The organism is Variovorax boronicumulans, from assembly GCF_029892485.1.
Taxonomy (GTDB): Bacteria; Pseudomonadota; Gammaproteobacteria; order Burkholderiales; family Burkholderiaceae_C; genus Variovorax; species Variovorax boronicumulans_B.
Genome location: NZ_JARXVG010000022.1, coordinates 24,509 through 39,529, shown reverse-complemented (window position 1 = coordinate 39,529; position 15,021 = coordinate 24,509). Strand labels below are relative to the sequence as shown.

Here is a 15,021-nt window from a genome sequence, read left to right as displayed (position 1 = left end):
GAAAGAGCGAGAGGCGACGAGCCCCGTCGAGCCGTGAACCCGTCCTTTCAACGACGCTGGTTCGGCGATCACGGGATCCGGGCAAGCCTTCGACGCCTTCGCCGGCAGGCGGCGTTGGAACGAAATGGCTGCCTTTATATGGAGACAGGAACCCACGCGTGAAGACATATCTGAAATCGATCCGGTCGGCTTTTGCGGCCGTCTTGCTGGTCGCTGCATTCGGCGCAACCCAGGCGCAATCGGCGGGCTACCTGCTGGTTCATTTCACCGGCGAATCCGCGCAAGGCGAGCAGACCTACATGGCCGTCAGCACCGACGGCATGCATTGGACAGACCTCAACAACAGCCAACCCGTCCTCATGTCGACCGTGGGCGAGAAGGGCGTGCGTGACCACAGCATCGTGCGCTCGCCCGACGGCTCCAGATACTGGATCCTCGCCACCGACCTGCGCATTGCCAGCGGCAAGGGCTGGGACGCCGCGATGCACCGGGCTAGCACCAAGCTGGTCATCTGGGAATCCTCGGACCTCGTGCACTGGTCCGAGCCGCGCCTTGTGGACATCGCCGGAGCCATTCCGAACGCAGGTTGTGCATGGGCACCCGAAGCCATCTGGGATCCGGCGTCGAACGCCTACATCGTGTACTGGACGACCATTTCGCCGCTCAACGGCATCGACAAGCCGCGCATCTACTACGCGAAGACGACCGACTTCCGTAACTTCACCGCGCCGCAGATGTTCATCGACCGGCCCGGAACGCAACAGATCATCGACACGCAGATCCTCGAGGTCGCGGGCAGCGTGGGCGGCTACAAGTATGTGCGCGCCTCCGGCGACGGCCAGATCACCCTGGAAGGCAGCCAGTCGGTGCTGGGTGCCTGGACGACCATCGGCGACCTGACGCAGGTCGGCCTCACGGGCGGCATGGTGGAAGGGCCCATCCTCTTCAAGTTCAACGACGAGAACAAGTGGGGCCTGTGGGTCGACCAGTACGCTGCGAACAAAGGCTATCTGCCACTGACGTCGATCAACATGGGCAGTGCCCAGAACTGGCAGATCGCGTCGTCGGGCTCGTACAACCTGGGGGCGGACCGCAAGCGGCACGGCGGCATCCTGAACCTCAGCGCCGCGGAGATGAGCCGCCTGACCGCGCAGTGGGGCGGCGCCACGCCCATCAACCGCCTGCAGTCCGCCAACTTCCCGGACCGGTATGTGCGGCACGCCGACTTCACGACGGTGCGCATCGATCCGGATGTGTCCCCGCTGGACGATTCGAAGTTCCGGATGGTGAAGGGCCTCGCGAACAACGCGGACTACGTGTCCTTTGCATCGGTGAACCAGCCGGGCTACTACCTGCGCCACAAGAACTTCGTGTTCGAACTGGCGCCCTATGACGGATCGCCGCAGTTCGCCGCCGACGCAACCTTCAAGCAGGGGGCAGGCCTGTCGGATGCGACCGCCAGCTCCTTCCAGGCCTACAGCCAGCCCGGCTACTACATCCGCCACTACGCCTACCAGCTGCGCCTAGACCCGATCAGCAATCAGACGGGGCGTGCCGATGCCACCTTCCGTGTAACCAACTGAGCTCATTCAGACAATCAACTGCAAGAGAACCCGAAAGCCGATCTGTATCCTGAGCTGGCTGGCTCGCGAAGAGGCGGATTCATGTCGGGGAGAATCAACCCCCCAGTGCTCACTTCCTCTTCCTGGACGAATGCCGGGATTCGCCGGCCTCGCGAGCCCAAAGGCCTTCAAGGCGGATCGCAGGCTCATCATTGAAATCACCACCTCGATGAAAGCTGGCGCCCCGTGCCGGGCGCCGCGACTTTTGTGCATCAACCAACGACTCCCATGTTTGATAGAACCAAATTTGCTGCTGCGTTGCTCGTGTTGAGCGCGATCGTGCTCCCGGGTTGCGGTGGCGGAAATGCGGAAGATGGCCGGATGAGAGGCACCTCGGGGACCCCTGTTGTCACGGGGGGACCCCTTGGTATCCCCGTTGCCACGGGAGGCACCCCGGAGGTGCCTGTGGTCGGCGGAGTCCTCCCGGAGGTTCCCGTCGGAACGGGAGGCAACCCGGATATCCCCGCTGGCCCGGGAGACACCCCGGTGCCCCGCGTGATCAAGCACCCGGGCGCCGGGGTCACCCTCTCGGATCTCGCGACGCTCAAGGCAAACATCGACCAGGGCAGGGAGCCATGGACGTCCGGCTTTGCGCAAGTGGCGGGCAGTCCCCAGTCCAGGCTCGGCTACGGAGGGTATGGCCCGTTCGCGAAAGTGAGCCGCGCCCCTGACGAGAATCTCGGGGCTTGGCGCAGCGACATGGTTGCGATCTCCAATCTCGCGCTGATGTGGTATTTCACCCGTGACGAGCGATATGCGGAGAACGCGAGCAAGTTCCTGCTTGGGTGGGCCAACACCCACACGGAGTTCTCGGGCCGCGAGTCGATGCTCGATCTGGGCGACTACGCGCCCCAGTTCGTGGGCGGCGCGGAAATCCTGCGCACCACGTGGCCGGGCTGGAAGGAGGCCGACACGGCGATCGTCAAGAAGTACTTCAAGAACGTGCTGATGCCGGCGGCGAACCCCTATGGCGAAAGTCAGTTCGGGGCCGCCAACAAGGGCGCACTGTCCCTCGCCGCGCTGGGACTGATGGCGATCTACAACGACGACATCGAGACATTGGACAGGGTCGTCTATCAGACCCGCACGCTGGCCCACATCGGACTGCGAAATTCCAATGACATCGGCATGCTCGGCGACTACCTCCGCGACCAGGGGCACGCCTATGGGCAGCTCAAGTCACTGACCGTGCTCGCCGAGGCGCTCTGGACCCAAGGCATCGACATTTATTCCGACTTGGACAACCGCCTGCTGGCGGCGGGTGAGTATTGGGCGAGGGTGAACGAGCGCGTGCCCACGACAGCGCTTCCTTTCGGCACCACCGATGCGTACTACACCTCCGACCACACCGAGCACGGCTGGGACGGCGCCAATGGCGGGATCACGGCGCTGAACCAGATCTATAACGCCTATGTCCTGCGCAAGGGACTCCAGGCACCCTTCATCGCGCAGAGGCGCCTCCGGATGCCGGTGGACGGCAGCAGCTTCATGTTCCTCAGGGAGTCCGACACTTCGAAGGCGACGCCGCCACCGGCGCTGCCCATTCCCTCGGCGACCTCGATCACCTCGGGGTTCAGCAGTGCCGACATCGGGGGCGCCAGCCCGGCCGGCTCGGCGACATACGCCGACGGCAAGTGGAACGTGGCTGGGGCAGGCTGGGGTATCTGGACCGCACTCGACAGTTCCCACTTCGTCTACAAGGCCCTCACCGGCAACAGCACCATCATCGCGAAAGTCGAGTCGCTCGAGAACACCCACCCGTCCGCACTGGCGGGCGTGATGATGCGCACAAGCCTGGAACCAGGCGCTCCGCGCGCCTGGATGGCGATGAACTACAAGAGTGAAGTCTTGCAGAACATGACGAACCTGCAGGTGTATGGCGGCTCGTACTACGCGAACAAGGGTGCGAGCTCCGGGCCCACTCACTGGGTGAAGCTCGAGCGCATCGGGAACATCATCACCGGCTACGTTTCTCCCGATGGCACCAATTGGGCTGCCACCGATGTCGGCCGCATCGTCGCCCCCGTTCCCGACACGATCTATGTCGGATTGGTAGTCACGTCGGTCACAAGCAAGCTGAACAACAGCGTCTTCAGCAACGTCCAGATCACCGGCGGCGACGGTGGTGCGCCGCGCGTCATCCCGGCGGCGCCCGCCATGCTGCTGGCCTCGCCGGGCGATGGCGCCGTGCCGCTGCGCTGGCAGGCGTCCTTCGGGGCCACTGGCTACACGATCGGCCGCTCCGAGTTCAGCGGCGGGCCCTACGAGGCCATCGCGTCGGGCGTCACGGGCAGCAGCTACACGGACACCTCCGTGACCAACGGCACGACCTACTACTACACCGTCACGGCGAGCAACTCCGCCGGAACGAGCGGCCGTTCTCCCATGGACAGCGCCACGCCAGTCCGTTCGATGGTGAACGTTGCCACCGGCGGCACCGCAAGCGACAGCGCGGGCAATGCGACCCAGGCGAAACGCGCCTTCGACCGGAACTCGGCGTCCCAATGGGTCTACGTGGGCACGACCGGCTGGCTGCAGTACGACCTCGGCCATGCGGAGCGTGTCCAGCGCTATACGGTCACCAGCACCACCAACCCGGTCCCGCGCGATCCGAAGGACTGGCAGTTCCAGGCCTCCAACGACGGCGCCACCTGGACCACGCTCGACACGCAAAACGACCAGGCGTTCGACATCCGCCTGGAACTGAAGACCTATGCGATCGCGAATCCTGCCTCTTATCGCTACTACCGGCTCAACATCACAGCCAACAATGGCGACGCAACCCTCACGGATCTTGCCGAACTGGGGCTGTTCGTTTCCAAGCCGTAGTGGGCTCGATGCCCCGCCGCGACATCTTCGCCGTGTGACCGCGAGGTCGGAATCGTGGGGCGAACACCAGCGGCCCATTCCTACAACGCCGCCGGTCCCCAAGCGCGGATCCTTCGGGCACATCGAAGGAGCACCTTGCATGACCGACTATGTGAAGCCACCTGGGAACAGGCCCGTCCTCGTCGCCGATCCGGACGCCCGGCGCGATGCGATCGAAGAGGAGGGCACGGCTGAAGAAACAGCGGCAAAGCGCGACGCCGCCGTTGCAGAAAAGGCGCGACAGGAGCAGCTCGCGAATTCCGGCCGCGGCGGCCGGCCTTCCGTCGATGGCGGCGGTCCGGCGCGTGCCGATTCAAGAGGTGCGCCAAGCGGACCTGGCGCTTGACGGCCACCCCGTAGCACCCCGATTCGGGGGCGGCCCTGGGGCGCCGCGCCCATCGTCCCCGCTATTCATCGACGCGGGGCTGCTTCTTCGCGCGCGGACGTCATGGGAATGCTTGCGGGATGCGTGAGATATCTGTTCCTGCGAATCCTGGCGTACTCGGCGCGTGCTGCGGCCGCAGCCTTGCGCAGCCTTCTGGATTCCGCGATCTCGTGCGCTGCGATGGCCGTGATCGCAGCCAGCTCTTGTTCGGTCAGCTCGGATCGGTCATGGCGCATTCCGGCATTGAAGAATGCACCGGTGTCCGGATTCGCCCGAGGGGGTAAGCAGCGGGTAAAGCCGCGTGACATCTTGCGTTGCGCCAGGCCGTGGATTGCCGCGGGTGGACGCATCGAGAAGTGCCGCTCGAATCGATGATCGAAAAATTCGATCGTCAAGGGCAAAAGGTTTCGCCAACACCCCGTGCAGGAAGTCCGAAGATTCATCCCATGGCTCGGAAATACCTCCGACGCCAACTGTGAATTCAATCGAATTCAGTACCGAGGAGTGAACCATGCCGGACATTCGCAGCGCATCTGAGCGCGGCCCTACGAGCCGCCCGCTCCCTGGGCGGAGGCAAATGTCCAAACGGCCTCACTAATCGACAAGACACGCACCCTCGCTCCAACGAGGATGCGTGCCAAAGGGTAAACCCTAGCCTTCTTCTTCTTCTTCTTCTTCTTCTTCGCACCCTCAATACGGAGTCATTCATGCCCATCCAGGCCACCCCCACCGCCGGCGCCAGGCTTCTCACCCCCAAGGACCACACGCTGGTGATGATCGACTTCCAGTCGCAGATGGCCTTCGCCACGCACTCGATCGAAGCCATCACGCTGCGCAACAACGCAGCCCTCGTGGCCAATGCGGCCGCCGGCTTCGGCGTGCCCACCGTGCTCACCACCGTGGCCGAGAAGAGCTTCTCGGGCCCGATGTTCAGCGAGATCACCGACGCCTTCCCGGGCCACAAGATGCTGGACCGCACCTCGATGAACACCTGGGAAGACGCCGCCGTCATCGCGCGCATCAACGAGATCGGCAAGCCGCGCATCGTGCTGTCGGGCCTGTGGACCGGCGTCTGCATCGTGGGCCCGGCACTGTCGGCCATCGACCAGGGCTTCGAGGTGTTCGTGATTGCCGACGCCTGCGGCGACGTGTCGGCCGAGGCGCACAACCGCGCGATGGACCGCATGGTGCAGGCCGGCGCGCAGCCCATGACCTCGCTGCAGTACCTGCTCGAATTGCAGCGCGACTGGGCCCGCACCGACACCTACGAAATGACCACCGGCATCGCGAAGAAGTTCGGCGGCGCCTACGGCCTGGGCGTGACCTACGCCAAGACCATGTTCGGCGCGCACGAAGGCTGAACGCCGCGGTGAACAAGATGAAGCCCTACATCCTGTCGCTCGCGCTCGGCCTGCTGGTCGGTGTGATCTATGCACTGTTCCAGGTGCGCTCGCCGGCGCCGCCGGTCATCGCCCTCGTGGGGCTTCTGGGCATCCTGCTCGGCGAGCAGATCCCGCCGCTCGTCAAGAGCGTGATCAGGCCGCAGGCCACCGCGACGTCGTGGCTGCACCAGCAGGTCAAGCCGCACGTGTTCGGCGAACTGCCGCAATGCGCCAAGGCCGAACCGGGCGCCGCTGCGCGCAAGGACGCATGAACGATCCGCTCGACGAACGACGCCGCCGGCTGTGCCTGGGCACGCTCGGCGCCGCAGCCCTTGCCGGAACGGCAGGCGCACAAACCACCCAAAGGAAACCCGACATGGCCGGCACCACCGCCCCCGACCTGATCCTGCACAACGGCCGCTTCACCACGCTGGACCGCGCCAACCCCACGGCCAGCGCCGTCGCCATCAAGGACGGCCGCTTCCTGCGCGTCGGCCGCGGCGAAGACGTGCTGCCGCTGGCCGGCAGCGGCACCCGCGTGGTCGACCTGCAGGGCAGGACGGTGTTGCCGGGCCTGATCGACAACCACCTGCACATCATTCGCGGTGGCCTCAACTACAACCTCGAACTGCGCTGGGACGGCGTGCGCAGCCTGGCCGATGCCATCGGCATGCTCAAGCGGCAGGTCGCCATCACGCCCGCGCCCCAATGGGTGCGCGTGGTGGGCGGCTTCACCGAGCACCAGTTCGCCGAAAAGCGCCTGCCGACCATCGAGGAGCTGAATGCCGTGGCGCCCGACACGCCGGTGTTCATCCTGCACCTGTACGACCGCGCGCTGCTCAACGGCGCCGCGCTGCGCGCCGTCGGCTACACCAGGGACACGCCCGCGCCGCCCGGCGGCGAGATCGTGCGCGACAGCGCCGGCAACCCCACCGGCCTGCTGCTGGCCAAGCCCAACGCGTCCATCCTCTACGCCACGCTGGCCAAGGGCCCGAAGCTGCCGCTGGACTACCAGGTCAACTCCACGCGCCACTTCATGCGCGACCTGAACCGCCTGGGCGTGACCGGCGCCATCGACGCGGGCGGCGGCTTCCAGAACTACCCCGAGGACTACCAGGTGATCCAGCAGCTGGCCGATGCCGGCCAGCTCACCATCCGCCTGGCCTACAACCTGTTCACGCAGAAGCCCAAGCAGGAAAAGCAGGACTTCCTGAACTGGACCTCGACCTCCAAGTACAAGCAGGGCGACGACTACTTCCGCCACAACGGCGCGGGCGAGATGCTGGTGTTCTCCGCCGCCGACTTCGAGGACTTCCGCCAGCCGCGCCCCGACATGGCGCCCGAGATGGAAGGCGAGCTCGAAGAGGTGGTGCGCGTGCTCGCGCAGAACCGCTGGCCGTGGCGCCTGCATGCCACGTACGACGAGACCATCGATCGCGCGCTCGACGTGTTCGAGAAGGTCAACCGCGACACGCCGCTGGCCGGCCTGAACTGGTTCTTCGACCACTGCGAGACCATCTCCGAGAAGTCGATCGACCGCATCGCGGCGCTCGGCGGCGGCATTGCCGTGCAGCACCGCATGGCCTACCAGGGCGAGTACTTCGTGGAGCGCTACGGCGCCGGTGCGGCCGAGGCCACGCCGCCCGTCAAGCGCATGCTCGAGAAGGGCGTGAACGTCTCCGCCGGCACCGACGCCACGCGCGTGGCTTCGTACAACCCGTGGGTGTCGCTGTCGTGGCTGGTCACCGGCAAGACCGTGGGCGGCATGCAGCTCTACCCCCAGCGCAACTGCGTGGACCGCGAGACCGCGCTGCGCATGTGGACCGAAAAGGTCACCTGGTTCTCCAACGAGGTCGGCAAGAAGGGCCGCATCGAGGCCGGCCAGCTGGCCGACCTGATGGTGCCCGACCGCGACTTCTTCGCCTGCGCCGAATCCGACATCGCCGACACCACCGCGCTGCTGACGATGGTGGGCGGCAAGGTCGTCTACGGCGCCGGTCCCTTCGCGCCGCTCGACGAAGGCGCGCCGCCCGTGGCCATGCCCGACTGGTCGCCCGCGCGCACCTTCGGCGGCTACGGTGGCTGGGCCGACACCAAAGAAGGCGCACCGCTGCAGAAGGCCATGCGCAAGGCCGCAGCGGCCTGCACCTGCGCCAACGACTGCAACGTGCACGGCCACCAGCACGCCACGGCCTGGAGCAGCAAGCTGCCCATTGCCGACCTGAAGAGCTTCTGGGGCGCGCTCGGCTGCGCATGCTGGGCGGTATGAAGATGCGCTGGACCACCACCCCCGCGCTGCGCTGGATCGCCTTGCTGCTGCTGTGCGCCGCCTACCTGCAGGGCGGCTTCAACAAGGCCGCGGACTTCGCCTCGGCCATCGCCGAGATGAACCACTTCGGCGTGTCCCCCGCGGCGCCGATGGCGGCGGCGGTCATCGTGCTGGAGCTGGGCGCCTCGGCGCTCATCCTCACGGGCTTCTACCGCTGGCTGGGCGCCGCGGCACTGGGCGCGTTCACGCTGTTCGCCACCTTCGTGGCGCTGCGTTTCTAGGAGATGCCGGTGGGGCAGGAGCGCTTCATGGCCGCGAACTCGTTCTTCGAGCACCTCGGGCTGGTCGGCGGCTTCCTGCTGGTGGCCTGGCACGACCTGAAGGAGCGCGCGCATGGCTGAGACCGCCAAACCCGCCGGCAGCTTCGCGCCGCTGCGCCAGCCGGTCTTCGCGGTGCTGTGGGCCGCCACCGTGCTGGGCAACATCGGCAGCTTCATGCGCGACGTGGCCAGTTCGTGGCTGGTGACGGACCTGTCCGCCAGCCCGACGGCGGTGGCGCTGATCCAGACCGCGGCCACGCTGCCGATCTTCCTGCTCGCGATTCCCGCGGGCGTGCTGTCGGACATCCTCGACCGCCGGCGCTTCCTGATCTTCGTGCAGCTGGTGCTGGCCGGCGTGAGCGGCACGCTGCTGGTGCTCTCGCACACCGGTTCGCTCACCGTCGAGTACCTGATCGGCCTGACCTTCGTCGGCGGTATCGGCGCGGCGCTGATGGGGCCGACCTGGCAGTCGATCGTGCCGGAGCTGGTGCCACGCAGCGACCTCAAGAGCGCTGTGGCGCTGAACTCGCTGGGCATCAACATCGCACGTTCCATCGGCCCGGCCGCGGGCGGCCTGCTCCTGGCGAGCTTCGGCGCGGCCATGACCTACGGCGCCGACGTGCTGAGCTATGTGTTCGTCATCGCGGCGCTGCTGTGGTGGAAGCGGCCGGCGGCCGTGGACAGCGGCCTGTCGGAGAACTTCCTGGGCGCCTTCCGCGCCGGCCTGCGCTACACGCGCGCCAGCAAGGAGCTGCACCGCGTGATGCTGCGCGCGGCCGTGTTCTTCCTGTTCGCCAGTTCGGTGTGGGCGCTGCTGCCGCTGGTGGCGCGCCAGATGCTGGGCGGCACCGCCGGCTTCTACGGCGTGCTGCTGGGCGCCGTGGGTGCGGGCGCCATTGCCGGTGCGCTGGTCATGCCGCGGCTGCGCGAGCGGCTCGATGCCGACGGCCTGGTGCTGCTGGCCTCGCTGATCACCGCCGCCGTGATGGGCGCGCTGGTGTTCGCGCCACCCAAGTGGCTGGCCTTGCTGCTGCTGTTGCTGCTGGGCCTGGGCTGGATCATTGCGCTGACCACGCTCAACGGCGTGGCCCAGGCCATCCTGCCGAACTGGGTGCGCGGGCGCGGGCTGGCGGTGTACCTCACCGTGTTCAACGGCGCGATGGCGGCCGGCAGCCTGGGCTGGGGCCTGATCGCGCAGGAGGTCGGCGTGCCCGCCACGCTGGTGGCCGGCGCCGTCGGCCTCGTGGTCGTGGCGCTGCTGTTCCATCGGGCGCGGCTGCCCGCGGGCGAGTCGGACCTGCAGGCCTCGAACCATTGGCCCGAGCCGCTGGTGGCCGAGCCCATCGCGCACGACCGCGGTCCGGTGATGGTGCAGGTCGAATACCGCATCCGCAAGGAAGACCGCCCGGCCTTCCTCGACGCGATGAAGCGGCTGTCGCTGGAGCGCCGCCGCGACGGCGCCTACGCCTGGGGCGTGACCGAGCACACCGGCGACGCCGAGCGCGTGATGGAGTGGTTCCTCGTCGAGTCGTGGGCCGAGCATCTGCGCCAGCACCACCGCGTGTCGCATGCCGACGCCGACCTGCAAAGCGAGGCCGTGCGCTTTCACATCGGGCCCGAAAAGCCTGCGGTGCATCACTTTCTTTCTCTCTGACAACCCAGGAAAAACATGGCCACTTCCAAACCCGCCAAATCCGCAAAGCCAGGCAAGTCCCTCAAGGCCCTCGCCGACAGCACCAAGGCGCGCCGCACCGCGTCGCTCCACACGCCCAGCGACCTGGGCGCCGACGCCACGCGCGACATCTCCGCGGCGCTCAATGTGCTGCTCGCCGACGTGTTCGCGCTGTACTTCAAGACCAAGAACTTCCACTGGCACATGTCGGGCCCGTCGTTTCGCGACTACCACCTGCTGCTCGACGAGCAGGCCGACCAGATCTTCGCCACGGTCGATCCCATTGCCGAGCGGGTGCGCAAGGTGGGCGGCACCACGCTGCGTTCCACCGGCCATGCCGCGCGGCTGCAGCGCCTGTCGGACAACGACGCCGACTTCGTGACCCCCATCGGCATGCTGGCCGAGCTGCGCGAGGACAACCAGCGCCTGGCCGGCTTCATGCGCGCCACGCATGCGGTGTGCGACGAACACGGCGACGTGGCCACCGCCAGCGTGCTGGAGAACTGGATCGACGAGGCCGAGCGGCGCACGTGGTTCCTGTTCGAGTCGGTGCGCCAGGGCTGAGCCCGCGGCACGTTTCATTCTTTCCCTTCACTCCACTGCAAAAAGGAAACCACCATGACCACTCTCACCCTGCGCGACGGCACCGAGCTCTACTACAAGGACTGGGGCTCGGGCCAGCCCATCCTGTTCAGCCACGGCTGGCCGCTGAGCGCCGACATGTGGGACGCCCAGATGCTGTTCTTCGCGGAACGCGGCTACCGCACCATCGCCTTCGACCGCCGCGGTTTCGGCCGCTCGAGCCAGCCCTGGACCGGCTACGACTACGACACTTTCGCCGACGACATCTCCGAGCTGGTCGAGAAGCTCGACCTGAAGGACGTGATCCTGGTGGGCTTCTCGATGGGCGGCGGCGACGTGACGCGCTACATCGCGCGCAAGGGCACGGCGCGCATCGCGAAGCTGGCGCTCATCAGCGCCGTGACGCCGCTGTTCATGAAAACGGCCGACCACCCCGTGGGCCCCGACGCCTCGCTGTTCGCAGGCATTCGCGCCGGCCTGGCTGCCGACCGTCCGCAGTTCCTGGACGACTTCAGCACGCTCTTCTACGGCACCAACCGTCCGGGCGCCAAGGTGTCGCAGGGCGTGTTCAAGCAGACGCTGCAGATCGCGCTGCAGGCCTCCATCAAGGCAACCATCGACTGCGTGACCGCGTTCTCCGAGACCGACTTCCGCCCCGACATGGCGAAGATCGACGTGCCCACGCTGGTGATCCACGGCGACGACGACCAGGTGGTGCCCATCGAGGCCACCGGCAAGCTCGCGGCCGAAATGATCAAGGGCTCGACCTTCAAGGTCTACGCCGGTGCGCCGCACGCGACCTGCAACACGCACGCCGAGCAGGTCAACGCCGACCTGCTGGCGTTCATCAAGGGCTGACGCGGCCTTCGCCTGGGGCGCGCAGGGCCTGCGTGTCCCCGGCCCGGTCGCCCAGGCAATGAACAATCCGGGGCGGCCGTGCCTGCATGGAAACGCCCCGCAGCCAGAGCTTTTCATGACAGATTCTTCTTCCCCATCGGTTCAGGACAATCCCGCGAAGCACCGCTTCGAATACGCGTCGCAAGGCGAACGCGCGGTTGCCATCTATTCGCTGGACGGCGATGTCATCACCTTCATCCACACCCTGGTGCCCGAGGCGCTGCAAGGCCAGGGCATCGCGAAGCAGCTGGTGCTGGCAGGCCTGGCCTCGGCGCGCGAGCGCGGGCTGCGCGTGATCCCGCAGTGTCCGGTGTTCGCTGCCTACATGCGTGCGCACCCCGAGACGCACGACCTGCTGGCCGACGACGGCCGCAAGCTGCTCGGCCTTTGAAGCCGGGGGCACGAGGAGCCCGCGCATGACCGCGGGCGACCGCCGCCCCGGGCTTCAAACCTGGCTTTCGATACGCATGCGACGGCGCCACACGCCGGGCGGAGCGCCGGCATGTTGGGAGAAAACCCGCGTGAAGTGGCTTTGATCCGCAAAGCCGCAGGCTGCAGCCACATCCGCCAGCGGCATCTCGAAGTCTGCAAGCAGCGCGCGCGCATGCGCCAGCCGCTGCGCAATCAACCATTGGTGCGGTGTCAGCCCGGTGGTCTCCCGGAAGGCATGGATGAAATAGCTGCGCGAAAGACCGCAGGAATCCGCGATGTCGGCGATCGAGATGCTGCCGTCCATCTTGCTGCGCAACATCTCTTTCGCGCGTGCTTCATGCGAGCGCGAAAGGATCCGGTTCGTGCGGGGTGCCGTTGTCGCTGCACCGCCGTATGTCTCGACGAGGTGGCCCGTCACAACCACGCCCAACTGTTCGACGAACAGCGTGCTCGCGCTGGCCGGATGCGCGAGCGAGGGCGTCAATGCGGCTGCGAGGTGGAAAAGAACATCGTCGCGGTCGCCCGCGATCCGGGCCAGGTCGCCGGCGCGTTTCCCTGGTCTTTCTTCCATGGCCTGGTCGAGGCTTGCCTGCGATATCTCGAGCAGCACGAAGTCGAAGGGGCGCTGGATGTCCGCCCTGTACCGGTCGGAGAAGTCGCGGATGTAGACGGACCCCTTGTCGAAGCTGTGGCATGCAGCGCGGCGCCCGTCGAGGATGCGGCGGCGGTGACCATCGCGCATCGAGATGCCGACGAGCACACCGCGCGCACAAGCCTCGGTCTCGACCTGGTGGGATTGCTGGACATCCATCGACTTGCGGTGAATCCGGATCCCGCTCGCGCCGATGCTTTGATCTCTTTGAAGTTGGCTCGACGTGCAGCCCAATGTGTCTTTGGGGAGCGGGGCGGGTTGCTGGTGCTGGGAGGCAGGCGATCCTCTGTTCACTAAATGATTGCTTCCGGCGTGCATGGGGCGCAGTTGAAAGGCAGGGTCGCTGGACCCTGCCTGCAGGTCATGAAAATGCTCGATTGCGAGCCAAGCCTGCGATTGTGATCCGTGGCCCGAAGGCCGCTGCCGGAACTGCCCCTGCTACAGCTGCCCCTGGCAAACGTACTTGAGGTGCATGTAGTCGTCCAGGCCATGCACGGAACCTTCGCGCCCGTAGCCCGACTCCTTCACACCGCCGAAGGGAGCCGCCTCGGCGGCCAGCGCGCCTTCGTTGATGCCGACGATGCCCGACTCCAGCGCCTCCGCCACGCGCCAGATGCGGCGCACGTCGGTCGAATAGAAATACGCGGCAAGGCCGAAGGGCGTGTCGTTGGCGGCGGCGATCACCTCGGCCTCGGTCTCGAAACGCGTGACCGGCACCACCGGCCCGAAGGTTTCTTCGCAGCTGCATTCCATGCTGGCGTCGGCATTCACCAGCACGGTCGGCGCGTAGTAGTTGGGCCCGTCGCAGCGCGCGGAACGCAGCCGCTCGCCGCCGACAGCGATGCGTGCACCCCTGGACACGGCATCGCGCACATGGCGCTCGATCTTGTCGACGGCACGCGCGTTGATCATCGGGCCGATCTGCGAGTCGGGCTCGGTGGCCGGGCCGACCTGGAGCGCGCCCACGCGCCCCGCCAGCTTGTCGACGAAGGCGTCGTACACCTTGGCCTGCACGAACACGCGGTTGGGGGACACGCAGGTCTGGCCGCCGTTGCGGAACTTGGCGGCCATCAGGCCTTCCACCGCGGCGTCGATGTCGGCGTCCTCGAACACGATGAAGGGCGCGTTGCCGCCGAGCTCGAGCGACAGCTTCTTGAGCGTATCGGCCGAGGCGCGCGCCAGGTGCTTGCCGACGGGCGTGGAACCGGTGAAGCTGATCTTGCGCACGCGCGCATCGGCCAGCCACACATCGACCACTTCGGGCGTGCGTTCGCGCGAGGCGGTCACGATGTTGAGCACGCCCGCCGGCACGCCCGCTTCCTGCGCCAGCTTCACGAGCGCAAGCGAAGTCAGCGGCGTGTCCTCGGCCGGCTTGCAGACCACGGTGCAGCCCGCGGCCAGCGCGGGCGCGATCTTGCGGGCGATCATCGCGGCCGGAAAATTCCACGGCGTGATCGCGGCGACCACGCCCACGGGCTCCTTCAGCGCGAGCATGCGGCGGCCGGTGACGGGTGCGGGAATCACCTCGCCGTTGGCGCGCGTGGCCTCTTCGGCGAACCACTCGACATAGCTGGCCGCATAGGCCACTTCACCGCGGCCCTCGGCCAGCGGCTTGCCCTGTTCGCGCGAGATCAGGCGGCCCAGGTCTTCCTGGTGCGTGAGCATCAGGTCGTTCCAGCGCTTGAGGATCTGCGCGCGCTGCTTGGCCGGCACGGCGCGCCAGGCGGGGAAGGCCGCGTGCGCGGCATCGACCGCGGCGCGCGCATCGGCGGCCGTGCCGTCGGGCACGCTCGCGAAAACGCTGTCGGTGGCGGGGTCGGTCACGTCGAGGCGGCGGGCATCGCTGGCGTCGCGCCATTCGGCGCCGATGAGATGAAGGCCCGGCAGCAGGTCCTGGCGTTGGAGGGTGAGTGGCATGGTCGAAAGATTGATGAGGGATG

General features: G+C 66.9%; 13 protein-coding genes and 1 pseudogene. 11 read left to right on the top strand and 3 right to left on the bottom strand.

The features are described from left to right. Positions 1-158: 158 nt before the first annotated feature. From M2282_RS29935 to M2282_RS29925, 3 genes are all read left to right on the top strand, one after another. Complete coding sequence (locus M2282_RS29935; protein WP_280812401.1) at positions 159-1,583, top strand: glycoside hydrolase family 43 protein; 1,425 nt, start codon at positions 159-161, stop codon at positions 1,581-1,583. A gap of 525 nt (positions 1,584-2,108) precedes the next feature. After that, complete coding sequence (locus tag M2282_RS29930; protein ID WP_280812400.1) at positions 2,109-4,451, top strand: discoidin domain-containing protein; 2,343 nt, start codon at positions 2,109-2,111, stop codon at positions 4,449-4,451. 139 nt (positions 4,452-4,590) lie between these two features. After that, the gene (locus M2282_RS29925) at positions 4,591-4,836 is read left to right on the top strand and encodes a hypothetical protein (RefSeq protein WP_280812399.1); all 246 of its coding nucleotides are present in this window, start codon (positions 4,591-4,593) and stop codon (positions 4,834-4,836) included. 65 nt (positions 4,837-4,901) lie between these two features. Here the strand turns inward: M2282_RS29925 and M2282_RS29920 are convergent, their stop codons facing one another. Beyond that, complete coding sequence (locus M2282_RS29920) at positions 4,902-5,270, bottom strand: hypothetical protein (RefSeq protein ID WP_280812398.1); 369 nt, start codon at positions 5,268-5,270, stop codon at positions 4,902-4,904. A gap of 312 nt (positions 5,271-5,582) precedes the next feature. Here M2282_RS29920 and M2282_RS29915 point away from each other — a divergent pair, with 312 nt between their 5' ends. From M2282_RS29915 to M2282_RS29880, 8 genes and pseudogenes are all read left to right on the top strand, one after another. Next, the gene (locus tag M2282_RS29915; protein WP_280812397.1) at positions 5,583-6,236 is read left to right on the top strand and encodes a hydrolase; all 654 of its coding nucleotides are present in this window, start codon (positions 5,583-5,585) and stop codon (positions 6,234-6,236) included. Between the two features lie 17 nt (positions 6,237-6,253). After that, a complete protein-coding gene (locus M2282_RS29910; RefSeq protein ID WP_280812396.1) occupies positions 6,254-6,529 on the top strand; it encodes a DUF1427 family protein in 276 nt (91 codons plus the stop codon). 104 nt (positions 6,530-6,633) lie between these two features. After that, positions 6,634-8,526 (top strand): amidohydrolase, encoded by a 1,893-nt coding sequence (locus M2282_RS29905; RefSeq protein ID WP_280812425.1) that lies wholly within the window; start codon positions 6,634-6,636, stop codon positions 8,524-8,526. 2 nt (positions 8,527-8,528) lie between these two features. Continuing rightward, positions 8,529-8,927 (top strand): annotated as a pseudogene (locus tag M2282_RS29900) (DoxX family protein). Then, the gene (locus tag M2282_RS29895) at positions 8,920-10,500 is read left to right on the top strand and encodes an MFS transporter (RefSeq protein ID WP_280812395.1); all 1,581 of its coding nucleotides are present in this window, start codon (positions 8,920-8,922) and stop codon (positions 10,498-10,500) included. Before M2282_RS29900 ends, M2282_RS29895 begins: the two are co-directional and overlap by 8 nt. A gap of 15 nt (positions 10,501-10,515) precedes the next feature. Beyond that, positions 10,516-11,082 carry a Dps family protein gene (locus tag M2282_RS29890; RefSeq protein ID WP_280812394.1) on the top strand — a complete coding sequence of 189 codons (567 nt, stop codon included), beginning with the start codon at positions 10,516-10,518 and terminating at the stop codon, positions 11,080-11,082. Positions 11,083-11,136: 54 nt separating this feature from the next. After that, complete coding sequence (locus M2282_RS29885; protein ID WP_280812393.1) at positions 11,137-11,958, top strand: alpha/beta fold hydrolase; 822 nt, start codon at positions 11,137-11,139, stop codon at positions 11,956-11,958. Positions 11,959-12,073: 115 nt separating this feature from the next. After that, positions 12,074-12,388 (top strand): GNAT family N-acetyltransferase, encoded by a 315-nt coding sequence (locus M2282_RS29880; RefSeq protein ID WP_280812392.1) that lies wholly within the window; start codon positions 12,074-12,076, stop codon positions 12,386-12,388. A 54-nt stretch (positions 12,389-12,442) separates the two neighbouring features. Here the strand turns inward: M2282_RS29880 and M2282_RS29875 are convergent, their stop codons facing one another. Both M2282_RS29875 and M2282_RS29870 read right to left on the bottom strand, forming a co-directional pair. Then, positions 12,443-13,399, bottom strand: coding sequence for a helix-turn-helix transcriptional regulator (locus M2282_RS29875; RefSeq protein WP_280812391.1), 957 nt, complete (start codon positions 13,397-13,399; stop codon positions 12,443-12,445). A gap of 120 nt (positions 13,400-13,519) precedes the next feature. Next, positions 13,520-14,998 carry an NAD-dependent succinate-semialdehyde dehydrogenase gene (locus M2282_RS29870; RefSeq protein WP_280812390.1) on the bottom strand — a complete coding sequence of 493 codons (1,479 nt, stop codon included), beginning with the start codon at positions 14,996-14,998 and terminating at the stop codon, positions 13,520-13,522. Between the last annotated feature and the right edge of the window lie 23 nt (positions 14,999-15,021).